Here is a 25,454-nt window from a genome sequence, read left to right as displayed (position 1 = left end):
CTTTCAATTAAAAAGATGTCCTATCGTATAGCGTAAAATAAACTGTTGTTGACTATCCACTACGCCTTCAGAAAAATGAAACCCTGTTATAAATCGTCCTTCCAGATTTTTGTACCGAAGTGGAATCCAGCCAATATCCAGCCGGTCATATTGTTTGGATGTATAGAAGACATCTCCATAAGGAATAGCCAATGATTCGCCGGTATAGAAGGTGTTCCGAATAAAGAATTTGTAGTGTTCTAAGTAAATTTCACTTAAAAAACCTTTCGGAAATTGCCATTCGTACACATTACGAAGACGATCATAGTTGATAATCCCTCCAATATTTATGTTGATGGAGTCTAACCACCCTCGTTCGCTTAAATCGGCTCCGATATGTAACGATGCTGCTCCATTGTCCCGTATATGATCATTGGGGTCTGGCACATCGACCATAGGCCCTGCATTGTGCCATAAAGTAGCAAAATTTCTGATGTAAAATGTCTTGTTTAAATTAACATTTCCCGATATACCAACCATGAATTGTTCGCGATCTGTTCTCGTTTGACGACTATTCCAATCTATCCAAATCTGTTGATGAAAATTTTCGTTTTTATATTTGAGCAGCATACCTTCAATGTTGGGTTGATAATACCCAATAGTATCGCTCAAAATAGCTTTGGGATATTCGTCGAGGTATTCATGTCGGGGAAACATCCCGATCTTGAAGTCGAATCCATTATTGTCGTAGTTGTAATAGGCGACGGGGCGAACAGGACTTGTAATGTTCTTGGTTCCAAATTCATGCAAATAACTAACTCCTATTCGAATACGGTGGATGCTGTCTACCAGCAGACCTAGCTCTGGTGTGACTCTGGTTCCAAAAATAGTTTGAGGATATCGATCTGAGTTTGAATATTCGCGATTGTCCGCAAAACCATGAAAATCAACTTGTCCTTCTATTTGCTGCGCATGGACAAGCTCATAGGCACACAAACATATTGCTAAAGCTAAAATTTTAATTTTCAGTAACATATATTGGATATTTTTTACTGTTGCGCGGACCGATAAAAGGGTTGGTTCGCAGGGAAAACATAATTAATCTTCTGCCCAATTCAGAAGGGGCAGTGATGGTTACCTGAATATGTTTTGTTTGCTTCGGTGCAATTTTTAAAACATGATAACCTTCATCAAACTCGAAAAATTCTCCAGATTCATAGAGATACTTCGTGTATCCATATTCGAAAAATAGAGACCATTTACGTCCCGTATTCTCGAAAGTGATTTCCTCTTCGTACGGGTTAGTGATGGAAAGCCTGATGTGATATTTCTTGCCCTGTTGTATGGTGTCAGGAAGATTATCGCATGAAATTTCTACCTTTTGATATAAACGAACCGTATCTATGTTGATGCCATACCAAGTGCCACGTAGCTTGGATTCTATAGTATCTTGTTCTAGTGTTTCAAACGAATAAGGACGAACGAAATAGATGTTTTTGTTGCGCAGACTGTCTTCTATTGGCCAATAATCGTACTGGGTTTTACGATAAGTACGTGGATTATAGGACAAGGCCGTTAAGGTATTTGTATAAAAATTATAGGATGAGGCATCCTGAAACCCATTGTCAAAAATAAGGTATCTGCCTTTGGCTTTTTCTTTTATTTGGCTTGAAAGATCAGCATGTCCCCAATAGACATTGACGGCCTTTATCTTTTGTAGGGCTGGAATAGGAACGACAAGGGCTAATCGAATAACCATAATCAGTGCAACGGTGATATATATTAATGTATAAAACCATTTGGGGATCTGGTATCTTGCTAGAGCAATATAACCTACTATAAATAAAGGGATATAGGCCAATAAAACCCATTGTGCCTGTACGCGACTTTTGAATGACGAAAGGAAAAAGAAAACTAAAAATCCCCAAAAAACAAATTTTAAGATACGCAAAAAGGTGTCTTCATTTTTTAAGCTAAAAAACCGATAATACAAATACCAACCGGATAATGGCCCCACCACAAGAATAAGGCTCAGTAGATAGTCCAATGTGAATGATATCTTATATTCCCGGGCGTTTCTTTCAAATACGTGAAATTGGATAGATGGGTAATCATTCTTTATTTGCCATAATATATGTGGCAGATATAGCGTCAATGATAATAGTACAATACACCACAAGGAAGATCTTTTTAGTAGTTTCCAATCTGCAAGAATTGTGAAGAACAAAAGTAGAATTCCGTGATATTTGCTGTACAGCATACCCGTAATGACTAGTGAGAGGCAGAGGACAGTCTTGATGTTGAATCGTTGTTCGTTGAGATATTCCTTTAAAAAATAGAAATAGAGAACGGCGAAGAAGAGAAGCGGACTGTCTGGGGAATTAATAAAACCATATACATGGAATATAACAAAGCTGCAATAGAGGCAGGTGAAAAGCCAAACATTGTTGGCATAGGGCTTTACAGTTTGCCAGAGAAAATAAATAGCGCATATATTGCTAAAGATGCTGATGATTCGTACCCCCAGCGGTGACTGCGTGAAAAATGTTCCGACCTTTATAAAAATGGCTACCATAGGAGGATGATCATAATACCCCCAATCTAGAAACTTATTATATATCCAATAGTATGCTTCATCTACATGGAGCTCCATAAATGTGCCCTGAATCAAGTTTATGCAACCCCAAAACAGTAGAAAATATTGGATTTTGAAATTCTTGATGAGTGATGCCATTACGATACTGTCGTAAAAGTATAAAGATAATTAAAAGAAAAGTTCCAAATGGATACGATACCAATAGCAACCAACTTGGACACATAGAAATTCCATTTCAATTTTTCATGAAAGAAGTATAATATCGCATTATTGATCGCTAGTCCGACTAAGGCAATGAAGAAGAATTTAGAAAATTCTACAAATTTCGCCTGTGCATTTTCTGTATAGAAGGTCCAATATCTATTTAACAGGTAGTTGCTGACGGTAGCGGTAATAAAACCAAGGGAATTCGCTACATACTTATGGATCTTTGCCTTCTCCTTGCATAGCCATGTAATAGAGAAATCAACAATTACACCCGATGCTCCGACTATGGAGAACATCAGAAATTTGATGATGAGCTGTTGATCTATTTGCATAAAGATAAAAAAGGCTACCTAGTTGTAGGTAGCCTCAAAGATATGTAAAATCTTAATTATACTTCCAATAATAATCTTGCAGGATCTTCTAATAGCTGTTTCAGACGTACTAAGAAGCTTACTGACTCGCGGCCATCAATGATGCGATGGTCGTAAGACAACGCAATGTACATCATCGGACGAATCACTACCTGACCATTTTCAGCAACAGGGCGTTGGATAATATTATGCATACCCAAGATTGCCGATTGTGGTGCGTTGATAATAGGAGTGGACATCATCGATCCAAATACACCGCCATTTGTGATGGTAAACGTTCCGCCTGTCATTTCTTCGATGGTTAACTTGTTATCACGAGCTTTGGTCGCCAAATTGATGATTTCTTTTTCTATACCATACAGTGACAACGAATCGGCATTACGGATTACCGGAACGACTAATCCTTTAGGAGCTGAAACTGCAATTGAAATATCTGCAAAATCAGAATATACCAATTCGTTTTCTTCGATACGCGCATTTACTGCCGGCCATTCTTTTAGGGCCGTAGTCACCGCTTTTGTAAAGAATGACATAAAACCAAGACCTACGCCATGTTTTTCTTTGAAAATATCTTTATACTTCGATCTTAGATCCATGATCGGCTGCATATTAACCTCGTTAAAGGTCGTTAACATAGCCGTTTCGTTTTTTACCGATACCAAACGTTTTGCGATGGTTTTACGTAATGAGGTCATTTTCTCACGACGTTCGTTACGTGCACCAACTACGGCAGGAGCTGCTATTGCCGTAGTTTCTGCAGGTTTAGATGCTGTTTTTGGAGCTGCGGGAGCTGATTGTGCTTTCTCAGCATCTTCTTTTGTAATACGACCATCTTTGCCTGTTCCCTTGATGGTAGATGCATCTATTCCTTTTTCCCTTAAGATTTTAGCAGCTGCAGGAGAAGCTGTTCCGGCTGCATAGGAGTCTGGATTTTCAGAAGCTTCCTGTGTTGGAGTACTTGATTCCTGTTTTGCTGGAGTTTCGGTAGCAGGCTTTTCACCACCGGCAGCTGGAGCATCACCATCCTCAATCGTACATACCACTGCACCGATTTCTAAAGTGTCGCCTTCTTGAGCAATGATTTTTAAGATACCTGCTTTTTCAGCAGGCAATTCAAATGTAGCTTTGTCTGATTCCAATTCGGCAATATTTTCATCCATCTCGACGTAATCGCCATCTTGCTTTAGCCATTGTGCTAATGTCACTTCGGTGATCGATTCACCAACCGTAGGTACTTTGATTTCTAAGCTCATATATCTATTTCTGTAAAACCAACTTCTATATATGTTTTAAACTTAGATAAATTTGCTTTTATATGCAATTATAATTGTCTTGAATATAAATACAAATTTATCGGTTTATCTTCGGTGAGCTTGTTAGCGCGGATCTCCCTTGTTTTTGGAAACTTATTTACCTAAGAAATATATGATGTTAGGGTTTATTTATATTGTTTATTCGAATGATTTATTAATTATCGCTTCTTGTTGTATCACGTGTTTTTTCATATATCCTGTTGCTGTGCTACCGCTTTCGGTGCGCGCAATGACATCTGTAAACTCGATGTTTGTTTTTCGTAATTTTCGGCAGTAGTAAGGCCAAGCACCCATATTCTCATTTTCTTCCTGTACCCAGATAAATTCTTTTGCCTTGCTATATTTTTTGCGAATAGCTTCCAATTCTTTAACAGGTGTCGGGAATAATTGTTCAATACGAATAATAGCTACATCAGTACGTTTTTCATTCTGTTGTTTTTCAAGCAAATCGTAATAGATTTTTCCAGAACAGAATAATACGCGTTTTACCGAAGCTGCTTTTACATTGCTGTCATCAATTACTTCCTGGAACGTCGTTTTTGTAAAATCAGTAATAGACGAAACAACTTTCGGATGGCGTAGTAAGCTTTTTGGTGTAAAAACAATCAATGGTTTACGAAAATCACGTACCAACTGACGTCGTAATAAATGAAAATAGTTAGCCGGGGTTGTACAATTGGCCAATATCATGTTGTCATTCGCACATAACTCTAAGAAACGCTCAATGCGTGCTGAGGAGTGTTCCGGTCCTTGCCCTTCCATACCGTGGGGAAGCATCATTACCAAACCGTTAGAACGTTTCCATTTCGTCTCCGCACTACTTAAGTACTGATCGACAATGATCTGAGCACCATTATAAAAATCTCCAAACTGCGCTTCCCAGATGGTTAAAGATTGCGGATTAGCCGATGCATATCCATATTCAAATCCAAGTACAGCGTATTCTGATAGTAAAGAGTTGTAAATGTTGAATTTGTCTCCGCCGTTGACTTGAGCCAATGGTATATATTTCTCTTCCGAATCTTCAAGCGTCAATACGGCATGACGATGTGAAAATGTCCCCCTTTGTACATCCTGCCCGGAGATACGCACACGTTTACCTTCATTCAATAACGTTGCATAAGCCATCAATTCTCCCATTGCCCAGTCATATGAGTCTTTTTCGACCATAGCAGCACGATCTTCAAACAATTTGGAGATCTTACGGAAGAACTTTTTGTCTTTAGGAAGAGCTGTGATTTGTCTTGCTAAATCCAAGAACGTTTCAGGTGAAACTGCGGTATCGGTAGTTTTCCAAATGTCAGCTTTCTTAGCAGGATAGAGTCCTTTCCAGGCGCCTCCAAACATTGGAACTTCTTCTTCAAGATTAATGACTTTCTTAGCCGCATCCAGTTGTGTTTGAAGATAGTCTTTGAATTCTTTTTCTACTTCTTTTGCATAAGCAGCCTCAATCGTGCCTTCATCGACTAATTTTTTAGCATATACTTCCTTCGGGTTCGCATGCTTCTCGATGGCTTTGTACAACAGTGGCTGCGTAAACTTCGGCTCATCCGCTTCATTATGACCGTAGCGACGGTAACACAGTAAATCGATGAAAACATCGGTTTTGTATTTTTGACGATACCCTACTGCGAGATTAATCGCATACACAACAGCTTCTGCATCATCACCGTTCACGTGGAACACAGGGGAAGAAGTGATTTTTGCGACATCGGTACAATAAGTGCCTGAACGAGCATCTTTATAGTTGGTCGTGAAACCAACTTGGTTGTTGATGACAATATGAATAGTACCGCCTGCACGGTAGCCTTCCAATTTAGACATTTGCGTCACTTCGTATACCACGCCTTGACCAGCGATAGCGGCATCACCATGAATTAGGATCGGAGCGATCTTTGAAGAATCTCCGTCATATTTCATGTCGATTTTGGAACGAACCATACCTTCTACGATAGGGTCTACAGTTTCTAAATGGGATGGATTTGGAGCAAGACTTAAGTGAATTGTTTTGCCCGAATCTGTTTTGATATCTGAAGAATATCCTAGATGATACTTAACATCACCGCCAAATTGTAATTCAGGATCTTCTTCTGCGTACATTTTACCTTCAAATTCGGAAAAGATCGTCTTATAAGGTTTGCCCATAATATTGGCCAATACGTTCAGACGGCCACGATGCGCCATACCGATCATGAACTCTTGAATTCCAAGATTTGCTCCTTGTTCGATAACAGAATCAAGGGCTGCGATCAAGCTTTCTGCTCCTTCTAAAGAGAATCTTTTCTGACCTAAAAATTTAGTACCTAGAAAACTTTCAAATACAACTGCTCTATTTATTTTTTGTAAGATTCTGCTTTTCTGCTCTTTGGTATAATTGGGTTGATTGCGGTCGGCTTCCATTCTATCCTGTAACCATTTGATTTTTTCGGGGTTACGGATGTATTTAAATTCAGCGCCGATCGAGCGGCAATAGGTATCTTCGATTAATTGACGAATGTCACGTAGTTTTGCTGGACCCAAACCTACTTCAACTCCCGCATGAAAAACGGTATCCATATCCGCTTCAGAAAGGCCAAAGGTTTCCAATTCCTTTCCGGGGTAGTATTTGCGACGCTCGCGCACGGGATTAGTGTCCGTGAATAAATGACCACGATCTCTGTATCCGTGAATCATATTTAATACATCGATTTCTTTTAAAGCATGTTCCGGAACATTTTCTAGATCCACGGAACCGCCCTCAGCTTTTTGACCAAAATCAAAACCTTCAAAGAACTTTTGCCAACCAAAGTCTACCGAATTTGGATCAGCTTTGTACGTTTGATATAACCCGTCAATATAACTTGAATCAGCGTTACTCAAATATGTCAATTTATCCATTTATTTGTTGTAATCTATAGAATTGGCCAAAGTTATAAATAATAAAGCAGTTTCGGCTAGTGAAATTTAATATTTTGTATGCCCGAAATGTCATTATAAATCAATATTTCAAGCATATTTCATGTTCTCAAAATCTTATTTAACGTTTATCCTAAACTTTTACTTTTTTGCAGCAAAAACTAAAACAAATTTGGCTTTACAATAATATAATTGTAAAATTGACAACTATACCGTTCGGCGTAATTTTTGATACGAAATGAATACCCTGAAAAATGAATCATTGTAGATGAATTTGCGTTATTTTTTCTTAGGTAGCGGTATCCTTATCTTTATGGAAAAGATAGGGTTTTAAATGATATCAGTGTTGAAAGATTATTTCCTATTTGTCGATACAGAAACATCAGGTCTTCCCAAACGTTGGGATCAACCTTACGCGATAAAAGGAAATTGGCCTTTTTCTATACAAATTGCATGGATTGTCTTCGATAAACAAGGAACAGAAATAAAAAGGGAGAACCATTACATCAATGAGCCTGATTTTAGCATCGAACCGTCTGCACTAAAAATACATGGAATTACCCACCAGTTTTTAAAAGAAAATGGGGAGCGGAGAAAAAAGGTAATGAACAAACTTGCCTATGATATAAAAAAATACAACCCTATGCTCGTTGGGCATTTCATAGAACTGGACTTTCATATGCTCAGCGCTGATTTTTACCGATCCGGGATAGATTGTCCGTTATACCGCTATCCTTTATTCTGTACTATGCTCGCCAGTAAGAAGTATGTCACCAATCCACGGGCTAAATTTCTAAGGCTATCGGAATTGTACAGTTATCTTTTTGATCAGTCGGTAAGCAATATCCACGATGCAATCGTGGATGTGGAAATTACGGCAGCAAGTTTCTTTGAATTAATGAAACGAGGAGAAATAAACGAACATGTAATACAGGCACATCAATCCCATTTTGCGCCGCCAACGCCTGCAAATAAAATGGTAAAGACATGGGGGGGGGTATTTCTTTTTTTACTAGCACTTTTAATATTGGTTTTAATTATTGTATGACAAACAAAATCGAACTCTTAAAAAGCACTCTTCCATTTAATACGCTTCCAGTTGAAGTGCTAGAAAGTGTTGCTGATGCATTAAACGAAGTCGTTTTTAAAAAGGATACACTCGCTTACCGGCAGGAAGTAACTGAAATGAGTGGTGTAGACATCCTGGTGGAAGGGGAATATGAAACGTTTTTCTTTGATGCTGCGGAAAATAAACGATCCGTAGAAATTCACCATTCTCCTTATTGCTTTGGGGGAATATCGGTGTTGCTAAATCGTACGAAAGCGTTAAAGTCGGTTATAGCGAAAAAGGGAACGAAGATATTTACCTTGCCTCGCAAAGATTTTATGGATCTATGTAATGGATATGATGATTTTTTTCAATTCTATACCACTGATTTTGGAAAGCGCATGTTGGATGAAGAATTTGCGCATTTCTTCAAAAAACCAGCCTCATTTGAAGAAAGCTATATTGCTTCGGAACAGTTTTATTCGAGAAAGATAGAAGGTATAGCCTATAAAGATATTGTATATTGTGATTTAGATACACCGATTTTTGAAGCTGCCCGATTGATGGCTGAAAATAAAGTAAGTTGCCTATTCGTAAAAGATAAACGTGGAGAAATCGTGGGGTATGTTACAGATATGACCTTGAGGGACAATGTAGTTGCTAAATGTTTGGATGCGCAAAACAAGATCAGCGATATAATGGATAATCCCATTGTGTCGATAGCCTATACCTCTTATCTATATGAAGCAGTACTGATGATGTTTCGGACAAAGACCAAATACCTGTTGATCGAGCAGGAAGGGAAATATGTTGGTTTTTTAAGTCGAAACAGATTACTCAGTGAGCACGCGCAATCGCCACTAGTTTTTATACAATCCGTCAAGTCCGCCCTTACAATACAAGAACTTACAGAAAAATGGAAACGCGTACCGCATATTGTTACACAGCTTTTAGGTAGGGGGGTACATGCCGAAATAGTAAATCAGGTGATTACGACCATCGCAGATTCCATAGCCGTAAAAGTTATTGATAAGGTAATTGGGGAGATGGGAGAGCCACCTGCAAAATTTGTCTTCATGGTAACAGGAAGCGAAGGAAGAAAAGAACAAACGTTAAAAACCGATCAGGATAATGCCATTATTTATGAAGATAAGGCAAATGAGCAACGAGAATTGGTTCGGGAGTATTTTCTTGAGTTTGCCAAGCAGGTATCAGACCAATTGAATGATATCGGTTTTGTATATTGTAAGGGTGGATATATGGCTAGCAATCCGCAATGGACACATTCGCTCTCGCATTGGCAACGTAATTATAAGGAATGGATAGAAGAATCTGTTCCAGAAAATGCTATTAAATTTTCTACTTTTTTTGACTGCCGCTTTTTGTATGGAGATAAAACAATAATAACGCAGTTGAAGAACTTTTTAGATACTGAACTACAAAAACCCATGGGACGGTTTTTTGCACATATCGGAAAAAATGCGTTGCAGTACGAACCTCCTTTAACGTTTTTCAATAGTATCAGAACGCAAATGATTGGTAAATCAGAGGTCTTTAATATTAAAAACGCCATGACCCCGATTGTAGATTTGGTTCGTGTGTATGCATTGCAAAATAGGGTTTTCGAAGAAAATACGGGAGAACGGATTAAAATTTTGACGCAAATGGACGTATTCACCCAACAACAATCACATGAGCTCATGCAATCTTATTATTATCTCATGAGCCTACGGTTAAAAAGCCAAGCTAATCAAATTATTATAGAAAAAACGGCTCCTGATAACTATATTCCCATCGAAAGATTGACGAAAATAGAAAGAGTAACATTAAAAGAAATTTTTAAAACCATTCAAAATTTTCAATTAGGGATAAAAATGAGATTCACCGGTAATGTATTGGGATAAAAGTTAAAGACTGGCTTTTTCCTTTTCCCATTCTTTAATTGACTTGTTGTCTTTCTCACTGGTGCCTTCGCCGGCAATATGTGCCCAGAATCCGTAGTTCGTTGCGGGAGCGTAATCGATTAGTTTTTCTTCAAACCAAGCCGCACCTTGTAGCCAAGGCTGTTGGTATTCATAAGTAAAAAATAAAGCAAGGATTTCACGTTGTATGTAAGATATAATACCCGTATTATTCAATTCCTGCATGTAACTGTTGATAGTTGGATTTTCAGTGTTACCGGTTTTCCAATTTTCGATTTTTACGGTATCCGAATCTGCAGTGGATTGACTTAAAAAGTATTTATTTGGATATTTTTTAAGCATAAACCGATAATAATCCCGCCACAAAAGACGCTCGATTATCTTAGCTACTTGTTTTTTATTAGACTCGGTGATACGCTCGCTAATATAATGATAGGTATATACTGGAGATAATGATCCAATGGCAAGAAATGGCGAAAGTTTTATATACAAATCTTCATTTCCTAACGGCCGACTGAAGATCATATTTAATTGATTGATAGCCGCTTTTTCTCCATAACTGTAATGGTCGATATCCCCATGTTCAGGGAATTCGGTTTTTTCTAAATGGGGCGGAACGGTAATCGAATCAATGTCTGGCAAAGGGTTTCTAACACTACTTTCGCGTTCTATTTTTTTCTTGAATATATTAAAACTGTTAGGAATGTCTTTTATCGGAAAGGGGAGATCCTCTTTATGATATAAGGTATGCCCAATAAAATGTTTTAGATTACGCTGTATTTTCCACAACGCTTCTTCAACTCTTTCCGAAATAGAAGTTTCAGTTCGTGCGATTTCACGATGATGGTATACCTCATCGACATCATATTTGTGTACTAGATGAGGAATAATTTCTTCAGGCAAACCTGCGAACGTCATTAAATCACCTCCTAAGGCTTGGAGTTTTTCTTTCAGGGAACGGACGGTATTTAAGATATATAATGACCTGAGTTCGCCCGTGTTGGCATATCCGGACTTGTTTAGTTGATAATACCGCGGATCAAAGATATAAACAGGAATTACAAATCCCGCTTTTTCAATTGCAGCATGTAAAACTTCGTTATCGTGTGTGCGAAGATCGTTTCTAAACCATACTAAGATAACTCGTTTGCTCATGCCTGATTTACTAATAGATTGCTTGAAAAACAACAAATATAGATCATTTGAGCCATGTATCACATATAAAGAACCAATATTGACACTATATAAACATTTGAAAGCAATTTGTCTCAGTTAAAAACAAAAAGACAATAAACGAGGTTATAATTTCAACATATTGAAGTAAAGATTATGAATATCTTGGTTTGTGGGTTAAATTCATATTTAGGAAAAGCCTGCGTAAGTTACATGCAAGATGAAACATATCGTATTCACGGTTTAGTACGAGATGAAGTTCTTTTTAAAAAGAACATGGAACTGCCTATAGGGGCACGTATTAGTTCCGTGGATTTAATTAGAAAAGGATTAGATTTTGACTCTTTTCAGGCCCATGATCTTAGATTGGCCTTCTATTTTACGCAAATACCGGACTTGGATGATAAAATAGCGAAGAATTATGAGTTATTATCTCTTCGTAACTTTATCCGCCTTTCGCAGAAAAATTCCTGTAACAGAATTATTTATGTAGGAAGGTTGTATGATAAGAAACACCTGAAAGAAGTGGAGCAACTTTTTCGGGAATTAAATGTCGTATTTACCATCTTATTAAAAGATATAGCAATCGGTATTGGAACGACGTTCGATCGCTTCATGAATGAAATGTTAAAACACCCTGTGGTTTTTTTGTTTAAACCTCATTCGTCAATTAAGTTTAATCCTGTGTTACTGAAAGATGTATTTAGATGGATCAAGAATATTGATTGGGGTACGTCGTTCATCAATCAATATGTGGAGTTTGGGGGTCCTAAATTGGTTGACTTTTATGATGTCTTTAAAAAATACGCTCAGAAAAGAAAACCTAATATAAAATTCAAAATACTGCCTTTCACAAATAAACTGCTCCCTCAGCTATGTAACAAATATTTCTATGGGATCAAATACGACTTATATAGCGATTATATCTTGGAATTAAGTAAATCCCCACCTGTGGACAATTCGTTTTGGGAAAAGCAGTTCGACTTTGAATATTCTGCTATCGACGAAGGGATTTAACCCATATTATCTCCTCATTTGTTATGCGTTAAGCCAAATATTCTGCTATTTTTGTGATTCAACTACTGCACAAAAAATGGGATATTCAAGTTTGGCAGCCTGTGTGGCTGATTTAGAGAAAAATGGTCATTTAGTACGCATTAAGGAAGAAGTGGATCCATATCTAGAGATGGCAGCTATTCATATGCGTGTTTTTGATGTAGAAGGCCCTGCTCTGTTTTTCGAAAATATCAAAGGATCCGAATTTCCTGCTGTCTCCAATTTGTTTGGTACATTGGATCGATCTAAATTCATGTTCCGTGATACATTAGATCACATTAAAAAATTAGTCGATGTGAAGATGGATCCTACGGCAGTGTTAAAAAATCCATTCAAATATCTTGGATCTTCGGCGGTAGCTTTAGGTGCATTACCCTGGAAGAAAAAATCAAATGTTCCGATCTTGTACAGTAAAACTCGAATCAGTAAATTACCCCAAATAGTCAATTGGCCAATGGATGGAGGCGCATTTGTGACTATGCCGCAGGTCTATACGGAAGATATAAGTAGTCCGGGTATTATGAAGGCCAATTTGGGTATGTATCGTATTCAAATTTCTGGAAACGAATATATTAAGGACGAGGAAATTGGTTTGCATTATCAACTACACAGGGGGATTGGAATCCATCAAATGAAAGCTAATGAGCTGGGACGACCTTTGAAAGTGAGTATTTTTGTTGGAGGACCGCCTTCGCATCCATTGGCTGCCGTCATGCCGCTACCAGAAGGACTATCCGAAATGATTTTTGCAGGGGCACTAGGAAATAGACGTTTCCGCTACTTTTATGACGAAGAGGGATTTTGTATTTCTGCAGATGCGGATTTCGTCATTACCGGAACTGTTTATCCTAATGAAACTAAACCCGAAGGCCCATTTGGAGACCATATTGGTTATTATTCATTGACGCATCCCTTTCCATTGATGAAAGTACATAATGTCTATCATAAAAAGGATCCTATTTGGTCTTTTACTGTGGTAGGGCGACCTCCTCAAGAGGACACGAGCTTTGGTAACCTGATCCATGAGATCACGGGAGCGGCTATTCCTAAAGAAATTAACGGACTACAGGCAGTACATGCCGTGGATGCGGCGGGAGTGCATCCGCTGTTGTTCGCGATAGGTAGAGAGAGTTATACGCCCTATCATAAGGTAGACCGACCCCAAGAAATTTTGACGATTGCAAGTCAAGCTTTAGGTAAGAATCAATTAAGTCTAGCCAAATACTTATTTATAGGAGCGATAGAAGATAATCCGGCATTGGATATTCATGATGTGGAGGAATTTTTTACCCATATCTTAGAACGTATTGATTTATCTAGAGATCTCCATTTTCATACAAATACGACAATAGATACATTGGATTATTCTGGAGATGGATTGAATGCGGGATCTAAGGTCATTTTTGCCGCAGCAGGTTCCAAAAAAAGGACGCTTGCTACCGAAATTCCGAATGGGTTGGATATTCCTCGTCCCTTTAATCAAGCGAAGATGGCTTTACCTGGAATACTTGTTGTAGATGGAGCTAATTTTAGTTCATATGAGCAAGAAGAAATAATCTTGGGTAATTGGTGTGATGCGATGCGTGACATCAATTTTGACGGCATTCAATTGATTGTACTGGCCGACGATGCTGCGTATACAGCCGAGAATATCAACAATTTTGTTTGGGTTGCTTTTACACGTTCAAATCCGGCTTATGATATATATGGTGTAAAGAGTTTTACAAAATATAAGCATTGGGGCTGTCACGGACCTGTAATTATAGATGCGCGTCGTAAACCGCATCATGCACCTGATCTGATAAAAGATGAAGAGGTCGAACGAAGAGTGGATCGACTAGGCACGAAAGGGGGCTCTTTATACGGGATTATTTAATACCGCTAAAAATGTACATTTATTGGAATTATTATAAGACAATACTTATTGTTAATGTTAGCCTTTCTGCAGCTCTTTCTGTAACTTTTGGTTTGGGCAACTTCAGTATGTTGCCGTATATCTTCGCAACTATCGGCTTTGTTTTATCCTGTTTTTTAGTGCGGTTCTTTGAAAATAATACAATGTACTTGTATTATAATTTAGGTTTTTCGAGAACAAAGCTGTTGTTGGGATCGCTGTTGTTTAATAGTCTTATCACGTTATTTTTGTTAACGATTATATGGATATAGATCAGAAGGAGCTGTATGCAGACTCGATAGAATTTAGTTATTCGGGTAACCGGCAATTATTGACTGGTGTATACTTGCATATAAAAGTTGGAGAAATTGTTGGATTGCTTGGACGTAATGGAAGCGGAAAGTCTACGTTAATGAAGGTCATTTTTGGAACGCTACGGCCTAAGTTTGCTTATATTCGACTCAATGGTAAACGTGTACATGAAAAAACCTTTCTGACCAACGAAATCTGTTATCTGCCTCAACAAAATTTTCTACCTACAGCGACAACTGTTGATAAGGCTGTCCGTTTTATGGTGCGTGAAAAGAATAGTAGGACTAAGTTTCTTGAGGACGAAATTCTGAAACCTATCTGGCAAACTAAAATTGCCGATCTTTCGGGGGGAGAATTACGTTATCTGGAAATCTTATTATTGTTAAATCAAAAGGCGACATTTTTTCTGTTGGACGAACCATTCTCTGGTGTATCTCCCGTATATAAAGAGAAAATACAAGATCTGATTGTAAGCCAATGTGCAAAAAAAGGTTTTTTGATTTCAGACCACGATTATACCAATGTATTGGCGATTTGTAATAAGATCTTGTTATTACAGAATGGTTGCTGTCGGATATTAAACGACAAAAAAGAACTGGAATTATTTTATGTGCCTGAAGGTACTTTTGATGCTTAATTTTAAAGGGAACTCTAAATACTTTTATTAAGTTTGTAATACGGATTAAATACGCAAACTTCATGTCGACCTTACTTATAAAAAATGCCCAAATTGTAAATGAAGGAACTGTACAAGTTCAGGATATATATGTCAAAAATGGGCGTATAGAAATTATTGGAAATCAGATCGATAAACTGTCAGATAAGGAGATAAATGCCGAGGGATTACATCTTTTGCCTGGATTAATAGATGATCAGGTGCATTTTCGCGAACCTGGATTGACCCACAAAGCCAATATTTTTACCGAGAGCCGCGCTGCAGTAGCCGGAGGGACGACTTCCTTTATGGAAATGCCCAATACGGTTCCCAATACATTGACACAGAAACTCCTTCAAGATAAATACGAAATCGCTCAAGATTCCTCATTAGCGAATTATTCTTTCTTTATGGGTGCGGGTAACGATAATTTGGATGAAGTTTTAAAAACGAATCCGCGCGATGTATGTGGAGTAAAGGTATTTATGGGGTCTTCTACAGGAAATATGTTGGTCGATAATGAAACCGCTCTGGCAAATATTTTTAGAAATTCCCCGACTTTGATTGCGACACATTGTGAAGATGAAGCTACTATAAAAGCGAATTTGGCCAGTTATAAAGAACGATTTGGAGAGGCCATAACTATAGAGATGCATCCGCAAATTCGCTCGGCAGAGGCTTGTTACCTGTCGTCCACTAAAGCGGTGGAGCTTGCAAAAAAGAATAATGCTCGATTACATATTTTACATATTTCAACCGGTCGGGAGACTTCTTTATTCGATAATACTATACCGCTTGCTGAAAAAAGAATTACTTCGGAGGCATGCGTACATCATTTATGGTTTTCAGATAAAGATTATAGCACTAAAGGGAATTTTATTAAGTGGAATCCAGCTGTTAAAACAATAGAAGATAGGGATCAAATTTTGAAAGCAGTCTTGGATGATCATATTGACGTTATAGCTACGGATCATGCTCCTCATACATTAGAAGAAAAACAACAATCTTATTTGCAAGCGCCATCTGGAGGACCTTTAGTACAACATGCTTTGCTAGCTCTTTTGGATATGGTGAAGCAAGGTAAGATGACGTTGGAGCAGGTAGTTCAGAAAACCGCACATAATACGGCTATTTGTTTCCAAATCGAACAACGTGGATTCATTCGTGAAGGTTATTGGGCCGATTTAGTTTTGGTGGATTTGAATAAACCATATACCGTGCAAAAGGGAAATATTTTATCGAAATGTGGATGGTCTCCGTTTGAAAATCATACATTTTCATCAACTATTGAGCATACCATTGTATCTGGCAATCTTGCTTATTCCAAAGGGAAAATCATTGAAGTAGGTACAGGTCATCGTTTATTATTTAATCGCTAATGGACAAAAGAACATTTTTAAAGACATTTGGATTAAGGATAGGAACAATTTCTGTTTGATAGACGAATTTTTTAACGCGGTGATTGAACAAATCGTCAGAAAATAGGTTATATACATATGAAATATTCATGTTTCCGAAAACACAAATGCATGGGCATTCCATATGGCCGTTAAAAGGCAAATTATATACATATGAAATTACTTCCTATTATTTTATTAACAACCGTGGTCTTTGCCTCTTGCAGCAATCCACTTTCGTCAACCTCTGATTCAGACTTTTCAAAAGCAATGAAATTAGATACAGCACAGTTTAATACACTACATAAAAAATATAAAGAACCTGCTTTGTTTCATCGTCGTTTTAAACATAGCGACATCGATTCGTTGATAAAAGTGCATGCACAAAATAAGGTTTTCGTCGTTGATCAGATTGGGAAATCCGTGCAAGGACGATCGATCTATGAATTGACATATGGAGAGGGAGATATCCAAGTAATGCTATGGTCACAGATGCATGGAGATGAACCGACAGCAACCATGGCTTTGTTTGACCTGTTTAATTATTTAGAAGGAAAAGACGATGATTCTTCTGAAATAAGAGAATTACTTAAAAGTAAATTAGGGATCCATTTTATTCCTATGCTTAATCCAGATGGAGCGGAAATTTATAATAGAAGGAATGCACAAAGTATCGATCTGAATCGAGATGCCCGGGCAGGACAGACTGTAGAAGGGGCGTTGCTTAAAGCCCGAGCGAAAGCAATAGTTCCACAGTACGGGTTTAATCTACACGATCAAAGTATATATTATAGTGTGCCCGGTACTAAAAATCCTGTGACCATTTCGTTGTTGGCACCAGCTTACAATGAAGGACGGGAAATAAATGAAGTACGTGAAGGTGCGATGCAGTTGATCGTCGGTATGAATGAAATTTTACAACAGTATATTCCCGATGCGGTAGCAAAGTATGATGATACATATACGCCTAGAGGATTTGGTGACAATTTTCAATCTTGGGGTGCTAGTACGGTACTTATAGAATCCGGTGGACTTAAGGGAGATCCAGAAAAACAGGAAATCCGACGCTTGAATTTTATCATCATTTTAAATGCATTGATTCAAATCGCTGAAGGAAGCTATAAGAAATACGAAGCAGCACATTATGAAGATATACCATTCAATGCTTCTCTTTTACATGATGTGGTTATTCGGAATTTGTCCGTTGGTAATGACAGTATTTCGTTAAAAACGGATATCGCTATCCGAAGAGGCGAAACAACGGTAGGAAGAGATTATTTCGTAAGAGGACGAGTGGAAGATATCGGTGATTTACCTGAAGCTATTGGCTATGATGAGGTAGACGCTGAGGGACTTCATTTTGTCGCAGCAAAGTTAGCTACCAATGAGGTTAATGATATTTCGTCGTTAACTATGGAACAAGCTTACGCTTTGTTGAAAAAAGGATTTATGGCTGCTCCTGTTAAAACAGTTGGAACGAGAAGGGAAAGTAGTTTACATAGTTTACCTATTCATTTATTTACACAAAAGCAATTTTTTACTACTTCTTCGATCGATCTGGGCGGAACCACTAATTTTTATTTAGGCGATTCATCCGGTAATTTGAAATATGCCGTTTTTAATGGCTATCTCATCGATTTATCAAAAGATATTAAAGATTTGACATTTAAAAATAGAGTTCATTAAAAGAGCGAAAGGCCTACAAATTTGCAAGGCCTTTCGCTCTTTTAATATTGGGAATAGTTAATTTTTAATAATACCGATGCCTGGTCGATCCGGTAATTTACAGATCCCATCGGCAACAGTCATGCCGTTATAAATGTCGTTCCCGATCAACAGCGCTCCATCGAGATCCGCCCAATCCACCAAGGCTCCCAGTTGGGCAGCAGCTGATATGGCACATGATGTTTCCGTCATACAGCCCAACATGACTTTCATTTCCAATGATCGCGCTAATTCTGCCATCCGTTTTGCTTCGCGCATACCCGTACACTTCATCAGTTTGATATTGATCCCCGTATACACACCATGAAGTTTGGTTACATCCGATAGACGTTGACAACCTTCGTCTGCGATAGTGGGAATCGGAGACTGAGCGGTAAGCCAGGCATTATCGTCTATTTGTTCTTTTGGCATCGGTTGTTCTAAGAAAACCACATTTCGTTCAGCAAGCCAATACGCCATTTCTAAAGCCTCTTCTTTATTTTTCCAACCTTGATTTACATCAGCACATAGCGGAGTGTTGGTGACTGAGCGGATGGTATTTATGATCATCTTATCTGTTTCCAATCCTAATTTTATCTTTAGGATTTTAAATTGACCTGCTTCTGCAACTTTTTTACGAATCATCTCCTCGGTATCAATGCCTATCGTATAGGAAGTAGGAGGTATTAAATCTGGATTTAATCCCCAGATTTTATAAAAAGGTTGATTCATGATCTTGCCTAACAAATCATGTAACGCGATGTCAATAGCTGCCTTTGCTGCAGTATTATTTTTTGCGAGGGTGTCTACGTAAGTTAAAATCTCTTCGGTTTGAAAAGGCGAACTAAAAGATGTCAAATCCAGTTGTTTGAGGAAGGAGATAACACTTTCCTGTGATTCGCCCAAATACGGAGGCATACTGGCTTCACCGTATCCAATTATTCCATCGTATTCTAATTCCGTTAATACGACAGGTGTAGTGGTGCGACTGAAGGATGCGACGGTAAATACGTGTCGCATTTCCAAAGTGTATGGTCGGTATCTTAGCGTAAACTTCCCCATTTTTTTAGTTTCCCAATTCGATAAACTCATGGTATATTAGTTTGTGTAATATGAATGATCTTTAATAACTTTTATTTGCTCATCTTTTGTTCCAATATATCTTCGTGCAGCTACGACAGTGCGTGATTGAAAGTCATCATAGTTTTTAGAATCCTTTAACATGGAATTGATGCGCACTGTACCGGCGGCATGAATAAACTCTCCATTACCCAGGTAAAGAGCCACGTGCGTGATGCGCGCATTTGGATTTTTGTTTTTGCCAGCAGCAAAAAATAATAGATCTGCAGGATTTAAGTTTTTCAAAGCTAGTGCCGGACTGAAATTTCCCTCTTCGTCCAAAATTTCAATTTTTTCTCCTGCTAATACCTGCTGTGATGCATCGCGCGGAATGACAAATCCATTCATGTAAAATGAGGTTTTTGTAAAACCACTACAATCAACGCCTTTTACTGATGTACCTCCCCATAAGTAGGGTAGGCCGAGCATGCTTTTTGCACTTAAAATGACATTTTCAGGTGTCGCTTGTCGTGAATCGACCCATTTCTCAAATAAAACGGCTTCATCCTTTAAAATATAAGCTATTCGCTTATCAGGATATTCCACTTTATAATACTCACTTTCCTCCAATAACAAAGAGAGAATATTACCATAAACCAGATCTGAAATACGTTGACTACTTGAGTTGGCCGCGGAATAGGATCTTCCAAATTCTTCTATATAAATCAATTTAGGTTTTTTTTTCCAAATACTCAGCTCTGTTTTCGTCATAGCAGTAACAGAAGATGTGGGAACCCATGCAATATAGCCCTCTGGCGTGCGAATACGGAAATCACCTCCATTTTTCTGTAATATATCTACTTGAGTCCCCAATAATACTTGAGTCGCCATTTCAGCCGCATGACTCGGTTGGGTACGTAGATTGGCAACAGATAAATTTATTATTCCGTGTACTTGGTCGCCAACACTGCTATCAGGAAGTGTCTTGAAGGTAACTTTTGCCGGCACAGCAGACAATTTTTGTTGCAAGAATATAACTGCGTCTTTCTCCGTCGTTTGGATAATGTACTGATTGTCCGATATATTTTCGGCGGCGATTTCTAGAATTTTTGTTCGTTTGTCAGGAGCGATTACTCGACTGTTTTCATCTATTATTTGCACAATACGATGATATTGTGTAGAATCAACTTGAGCTTGAGCTTCGGAAGTTACGCCAAGGGAAATCAGAAAGATCAGTATTAATGCTGTTTTGAAATTTTCCATAATCATAATATTAAACTAAAGTTAAGTAAAACCGCAATAAAATGCGAATAATCTTAAAAAAGTTATTTGTTTTTGCATATTTAATTTAAAACCAACTATTAAAATGCAATTTTTGTGCGAATTATATAAAATAAGTGGGATAATATTTACATTTGTAATGTCCGTAGGAAAGCGGAACATATGAAATAAAAATGAATAGATGAAAGCAACATTTGGTGGAGGCTGTTTTTGGTGTACTGAAATCATCTTTTTAAATACAAAAGGTGTAATTTCTGTTTTGCCGGGATACATGGGTGGAAAGCGAGAAAACCCTACCTACAAACAGGTTTGTTCTGGAGCAACAGGACATGTTGAAGTTGTTCATATAGAATTTGACGAAACGATTCTTAGTTTCACGGATCTATTGGCAATATTCTTTAAAACACATAATCCGATTACGTTAAATAGACAAGGAGAAGATGTAGGGACACAATATAGATCCGTTATATTCTATCATACAGAAGACCAAAAGCTTCAATCTGAAAAGATAATAGAGGAATTATCAAAAGAAAAAATCTTTGATGATCCTATCGTAACCGCGGTGGAGCCTGCCCAACGATTTTGGATGGCGGAAGATTACCATCATAATTATTTTAATCGAAATCCAGAAAACCCGTTTTGTGAAGCTGTCATAGCTCCTAAATTGCAGAAGTACTTAAAATCAAAAAATAAATAGTGCATTCAAAAAAGTTACTTTTTTGAATGCACTATTTATTTTAAAGAAGTTCACTATTTCGTATTGTGCAAGGAATCAATAAATCGGGTATATTGTATCTCAAAGCAATTTCATTTAATGCGTTTAAATGTTTTTCATGATGTAGATCAGTACCTACAAAATCGTACATTCCTGATTTAATTAAGGTTAGCGCAGTAGATTTTACATGTTCACCGTAATATCTACTAATAGATAGCAAGTTTAATTGAAGTGCACATCCTGCATCCTTAATCTGTTTATAGATGTTGAAATTCATGTGGTAATAATTATACCTTTCAGGATGAGCCAATATTGGTTTTAATCCCAAATTTTGAATATCTTGAATAGTTTTAAAGAGCGCCTGTGACTCATTTAAGTAGGACATCTCAATAAGTATGTAATTGCTAGGCAGAGGACATAGTTGATTCGAACCTATCCATTTTTCTATACCCGAATCAATCATGTATTCAGCACTAAATTTGATTTTAGTGTCGTTATCAGCTTCTTTTAAAGCTTGGGTAAGCTTTAGATGTGCTTCACCAATTGTTTCAGGTGTATTAGGATGAACGTCTTCCATTACGTGAGGTGTGCAAACGAAATTTTTCAATCCCATTTTGTTTAATTTTTGCACTAAATCGATGGATTGTTCTATACTTTTACTACCGTCGTCAATGGATGGGAGAATATGGTTATGGATGTCTATTTCCATCCAGCTTAGATCGGCTACTTTTTTGTTATTAAGACTATTAGTGCCAAAAAATTTACTAAAAAAATTCATCTACAATAGAACGATAAAAGAGGTGTCTGTGCTACAATTTAATGTTCCAAAATCGGAGCCAATATAGGATTAGATTTCGGGAAACACCGGTTGGTTGCTTAAGTGTCTTGTTTGTAATTAATTAGGTTTAGGATTTGTAACGTGTCGGCTACTTATCCTAAACCAATATGTTTAAAATAGTTCAATTTGACCGTCGTCATCTATCTGGACATCATCAGGATTCGTGATTTCCAGTGAAATTTCACCATTTGAACTCGACTCTTCCGGTAAAGCTTGATGCGCGGAAGTGGAATTCAAAGATAAGTCAATCTCATCTGTTAATAGCTTAATCTCTTTCACAGTATGAAAAGAAAGTCTATTTCCTTGCGCCTTCATGCCTTTGAGGTCAATAATTTCATTTAACGGCTGTTCTAACGTTTCAGGTGTTTGGGTTTTCCCTTTAAGGATATCCAATTTGACCACTGCTGATGTATTATTTGTTAAAAGGATAAGTTTTGATTTCGGGTCATCAATGATAAATGATATACGTTTTCCTGAAGGGATATCATCAAATTTGAAACGCTTTACATAAAAGGTTCCTGATTTACCATCCTGATGGATTGCCGTATAGATGTGATCCGGTAAATATTTTTCGATCCGAATTATCTTTTCTTCAAAGTGATTGTTGAGGTCAAAATTTGACAATTCATATGAACCGTCATTTATGATCATTAAAATTTTGTCGTCTCCGTCAAACTCACCTAAAAATGTTCCTCTCTCATCTACATTTAGCCGTTTAAGAATCGGGTCATACCAAATCTTGCGGCCTGAGAGCGTGGAGACGCCGGCGCTTTTGAAATTTATCTTCTTGACGGGATATTTAGATACAATATTACCCTGAGAGCTTCGCCCCTTAATCGCTACTTCGGCGAAATCGAGGTCAAATGCAAGTTTTCTTAATTTTGTATGGGGTTTAAGCTGTACATGCACAACCTCTGCTTCTCCGTTAGCGTTAGCTGTAAAATACAATAATTTAGAGCCTTTAGCTCCTTTAGAAATATCGTATTCTTTATCACGTGTAACTGCGGTAACCGCAAAACGTTTGACATAAGTTGTACCCGTAGATCCGTCTTTATATATGGCATTGTATATGGTACGCTCGTCGCCTCGTTTAAATACGGCAACGTAAATAATGTCTTTACCAACGAAAACCTTATCTTGTACCTTGGTAACCATGTATTTTCCGTCTTCACGGAATACGATGATCTCGTCGATATCTGAACAATCGCTTACGAATTCATCTTTCTTTAAGTGGGTACCAATGAATCCTTCTGCGCGATTTACATATAGTTTAGCATTTGCCAACGCAACTTGTGTTGCCTCAACCTTATCAAATATCCGAAGCTCCGTTTTACGTCCGCGGCCTTTACTATATTTTGATCTTAAATGCTCAAACCAGTCGATGGCATATTCAGTTAGATGTCTTAGATTTTTCTTTATCTCCTTGATCTCTTCTTCCAGGGCTTTCATTTGCTCATCCGCTTTCTTGACATCAAAGCGCGTAATGCTACTCATCGGTTTGTCGATTAGCTTTTTATAATCTTCTGGCGTGATTTCTCGATAGAATTGATCAAAGAATGGTGTAAACAAAACGCTTAAAACCTGTACGACAGTATCGAAATCGCCTGAATTTTCGTAATCCGGATTTTTGTACATTCCTTCTTGAATAAAAATCTTCAACAGATTGCTAAAGAAAATTTTCTCAAGCAATTCTTTTAAGCGTATTTCTAATTCTTGTTTTAGAAGAGATTTTGTCTGTTTTGTATTTTCAATTAAGATGTCATTTACACTTAAAAAATGAGGTTTATTATCTCGTATGACACAAGTATTTGGAGATATGGAAGATTCACAGGATGTAAAAGCATATAGTGCATCAATCGTTACATCGGGTGATATGCCCGGCGCAAGGTGAATCATGATCTCTACAAATTCTGCAGTATTATCCTCTATTTTTTTTATTTTGATTTTTCCTTTATCATTGGCCGAAACAATACTTTCAATTAATGCACCAGTAGTGGTACCAAAAGGAATTTCGGTAATAGCTAAGGTTTTTTTGTCCCGTTCTTCAATTTTTGCTCTGACACGAATTTTTCCACCACGTTGCCCTTCGTTATAATTAGAAACATCAGCTAGACCACCTGTCGGGAAATCCGGGAAAATATTCGGCCGTTCTCCCTTTAAAACTTGGATGGAACCATCGATTAGTTCGATAAAATTGTGGGGCATGATTTTGGTGGCAAGACCTACAGCTATACCTTCTGCTCCTTGTGTAAGTAACAAAGGAAATTTCACGGGCAGAGTTACGGGTTCCTTGTTTCGTCCGTCATAACTCAATTGCCATTCTGTAGTATCTGCGTTAAATACGACCTCGGTAGCAAATTTGGAGAGCCTTCCTTCAATATAACGAGGTGCGGCGGCGGAGTCTCCTGTTACGGGATCCCCCCAGTTACCCTGACAATCGATCAATAAATCTTTTTGCCCCAACTGTACCATAGCATCACCAATAGAAGCATCACCGTGTGGGTGATATTTCATGGTATTACCGATAACATTAGCCGCTTTGTTGAAGCGGCCATCATCCATTTCTTTTAATGAATGTAGAATCCGACGTTGTACGGGTTTGAATCCATCATTTATATGCGGTACAGCACGATCCAGAATTACATACGACGCATAGTCTAGGAACCAATTTTCATAGAGTCCGGATAATGGTATTGTATTTGAAGTCTGTTCGTTTTCTTGCGGTACTAAATCTTCTGAGTTGTTCTCATCAGGATAATTCGTTTCGTCACTCATTTAAGCTGTTTAACTAATTGTCTCCAATTAAAAATTGTTTGTTTCAATTGGGGTAAAATTAAGAAAATCTTTGCTAAGTTCTGACACAAATCATAATTCCATAGAGATGTATTTTGTCAATATTTCTTCTTTAGGAAAACACAAACTTAGAGCCCTCTGTTTCGCTACGCTTTCAGCCCACTGGCAGGCAGGTAATCGGGATAATGTCAAAACTGGATTTTTTAGTTGTCTACTAAAAGCATTTTAGTTAAGTTTAAAATGGAA

18 protein-coding genes are annotated in these 25,454 nt (G+C 37.7%); 8 read left to right on the top strand and 10 right to left on the bottom strand.

The window, feature by feature from the left end; translation table 11 throughout:
- Positions 1–3: 3 nt before the first annotated feature.
- The 5 genes from FAZ15_RS18745 to FAZ15_RS18725 all read right to left on the bottom strand — a co-directional run bounded on the left by FAZ15_RS18745 (position 4) and on the right by FAZ15_RS18725 (position 7,343).
- Entirely contained in the window at positions 4–1,014 is a 1,011-nt protein-coding gene (locus FAZ15_RS18745) for a hypothetical protein (RefSeq protein ID WP_136902850.1), read from the bottom strand.
- Entirely contained in the window at positions 998–2,713 is a 1,716-nt protein-coding gene (locus tag FAZ15_RS18740) for an ArnT family glycosyltransferase (protein ID WP_136902849.1), read from the bottom strand. Before FAZ15_RS18740 ends, FAZ15_RS18745 begins: the two co-directional genes overlap by 17 nt.
- A complete protein-coding gene (locus tag FAZ15_RS18735) occupies positions 2,713–3,114 on the bottom strand; it encodes a GtrA family protein (protein ID WP_136902848.1) in 402 nt (133 codons plus the stop codon). The genes FAZ15_RS18740 and FAZ15_RS18735 overlap by 1 nt, the downstream gene beginning before the upstream one ends.
- Before the next feature lie 56 nt (positions 3,115–3,170).
- Positions 3,171–4,406, bottom strand: a complete 1,236-nt coding sequence (odhB, locus tag FAZ15_RS18730; RefSeq protein WP_136902847.1) for a 2-oxoglutarate dehydrogenase complex dihydrolipoyllysine-residue succinyltransferase — start codon at positions 4,404–4,406, stop codon at positions 3,171–3,173.
- 198 nt (positions 4,407–4,604) lie between these two features.
- Positions 4,605–7,343: a 2-oxoglutarate dehydrogenase E1 component gene (locus FAZ15_RS18725; RefSeq protein ID WP_136902846.1), complete on the bottom strand. Its 2,739-nt coding sequence runs from the start codon at positions 7,341–7,343 to the stop codon at positions 4,605–4,607.
- Between the two features lie 361 nt (positions 7,344–7,704).
- On the opposite strand from FAZ15_RS18725, the gene FAZ15_RS18720 reads away from it, so the two are divergent.
- Together FAZ15_RS18720 and FAZ15_RS18715 are read left to right on the top strand one after the other, a co-directional pair.
- Positions 7,705–8,409, top strand: a complete 705-nt coding sequence (locus FAZ15_RS18720) for a 3'-5' exonuclease (protein ID WP_162305009.1) — start codon at positions 7,705–7,707, stop codon at positions 8,407–8,409.
- Positions 8,406–10,313, top strand: coding sequence for a DUF294 nucleotidyltransferase-like domain-containing protein (locus tag FAZ15_RS18715; RefSeq protein ID WP_136902844.1), 1,908 nt, complete (start codon positions 8,406–8,408; stop codon positions 10,311–10,313). Before FAZ15_RS18720 ends, FAZ15_RS18715 begins: the two co-directional genes overlap by 4 nt.
- Before the next feature lie 3 nt (positions 10,314–10,316).
- Here the strand turns inward: FAZ15_RS18715 and FAZ15_RS18710 are convergent, their stop codons facing one another.
- The gene (locus FAZ15_RS18710) at positions 10,317–11,486 is read right to left on the bottom strand and encodes a deoxyribodipyrimidine photo-lyase (RefSeq protein ID WP_136902843.1); all 1,170 of its coding nucleotides are present in this window, start codon (positions 11,484–11,486) and stop codon (positions 10,317–10,319) included.
- A gap of 174 nt (positions 11,487–11,660) precedes the next feature.
- On the opposite strand from FAZ15_RS18710, the gene FAZ15_RS18705 reads away from it, so the two are divergent.
- From FAZ15_RS18705 to FAZ15_RS18685, 5 genes are all read left to right on the top strand, one after another.
- Positions 11,661–12,521 (top strand): Rossmann-fold NAD(P)-binding domain-containing protein, encoded by an 861-nt coding sequence (locus FAZ15_RS18705; protein WP_136902842.1) that lies wholly within the window; start codon positions 11,661–11,663, stop codon positions 12,519–12,521.
- A 76-nt stretch (positions 12,522–12,597) separates the two neighbouring features.
- Positions 12,598–14,436 carry a UbiD family decarboxylase gene (locus FAZ15_RS18700; protein WP_136902841.1) on the top strand — a complete coding sequence of 613 codons (1,839 nt, stop codon included), beginning with the start codon at positions 12,598–12,600 and terminating at the stop codon, positions 14,434–14,436.
- A 280-nt stretch (positions 14,437–14,716) separates the two neighbouring features.
- Positions 14,717–15,403 (top strand): ATP-binding cassette domain-containing protein, encoded by a 687-nt coding sequence (locus FAZ15_RS18695; protein WP_136902840.1) that lies wholly within the window; start codon positions 14,717–14,719, stop codon positions 15,401–15,403.
- Between the two features lie 62 nt (positions 15,404–15,465).
- Positions 15,466–16,800 carry a dihydroorotase gene (locus FAZ15_RS18690; RefSeq protein ID WP_136902839.1) on the top strand — a complete coding sequence of 445 codons (1,335 nt, stop codon included), beginning with the start codon at positions 15,466–15,468 and terminating at the stop codon, positions 16,798–16,800.
- Between the two features lie 192 nt (positions 16,801–16,992).
- Positions 16,993–18,504, top strand: coding sequence for a M14 family zinc carboxypeptidase (locus FAZ15_RS18685; protein WP_136902838.1), 1,512 nt, complete (start codon positions 16,993–16,995; stop codon positions 18,502–18,504).
- A gap of 57 nt (positions 18,505–18,561) precedes the next feature.
- Here the strand turns inward: FAZ15_RS18685 and FAZ15_RS18680 are convergent, their stop codons facing one another.
- Together FAZ15_RS18680 and FAZ15_RS18675 are read right to left on the bottom strand one after the other, a co-directional pair.
- Positions 18,562–19,614: a dipeptide epimerase gene (locus FAZ15_RS18680; protein ID WP_136902837.1), complete on the bottom strand. Its 1,053-nt coding sequence runs from the start codon at positions 19,612–19,614 to the stop codon at positions 18,562–18,564.
- Positions 19,615–19,620: 6 nt separating this feature from the next.
- Entirely contained in the window at positions 19,621–20,844 is a 1,224-nt protein-coding gene (locus tag FAZ15_RS18675; RefSeq protein WP_136902836.1) for a C40 family peptidase, read from the bottom strand.
- Positions 20,845–21,043: 199 nt separating this feature from the next.
- On the opposite strand from FAZ15_RS18675, the gene msrA reads away from it, so the two are divergent.
- The gene (gene msrA, locus FAZ15_RS18670; protein ID WP_136902835.1) at positions 21,044–21,559 is read left to right on the top strand and encodes a peptide-methionine (S)-S-oxide reductase MsrA; all 516 of its coding nucleotides are present in this window, start codon (positions 21,044–21,046) and stop codon (positions 21,557–21,559) included.
- 40 nt (positions 21,560–21,599) lie between these two features.
- Here msrA and FAZ15_RS18665 read toward each other — a convergent pair whose 3' ends face one another.
- Positions 21,600–22,355: a tyrosine-protein phosphatase gene (locus FAZ15_RS18665; RefSeq protein WP_136902834.1), complete on the bottom strand. Its 756-nt coding sequence runs from the start codon at positions 22,353–22,355 to the stop codon at positions 21,600–21,602.
- A gap of 171 nt (positions 22,356–22,526) precedes the next feature.
- On the bottom strand, positions 22,527–25,190 hold the full coding sequence (locus FAZ15_RS18660; RefSeq protein WP_136902833.1) for a DNA gyrase/topoisomerase IV subunit A: 2,664 nt from the start codon (positions 25,188–25,190) through the stop codon (positions 22,527–22,529).
- Between the last annotated feature and the right edge of the window lie 264 nt (positions 25,191–25,454).

Source organism: Sphingobacterium olei (assembly GCF_005048855.1).
Taxonomy (GTDB): domain Bacteria; phylum Bacteroidota; class Bacteroidia; order Sphingobacteriales; family Sphingobacteriaceae; genus Sphingobacterium; species Sphingobacterium olei.
This window is presented reverse-complemented; position numbering and strand designations above follow the sequence as displayed.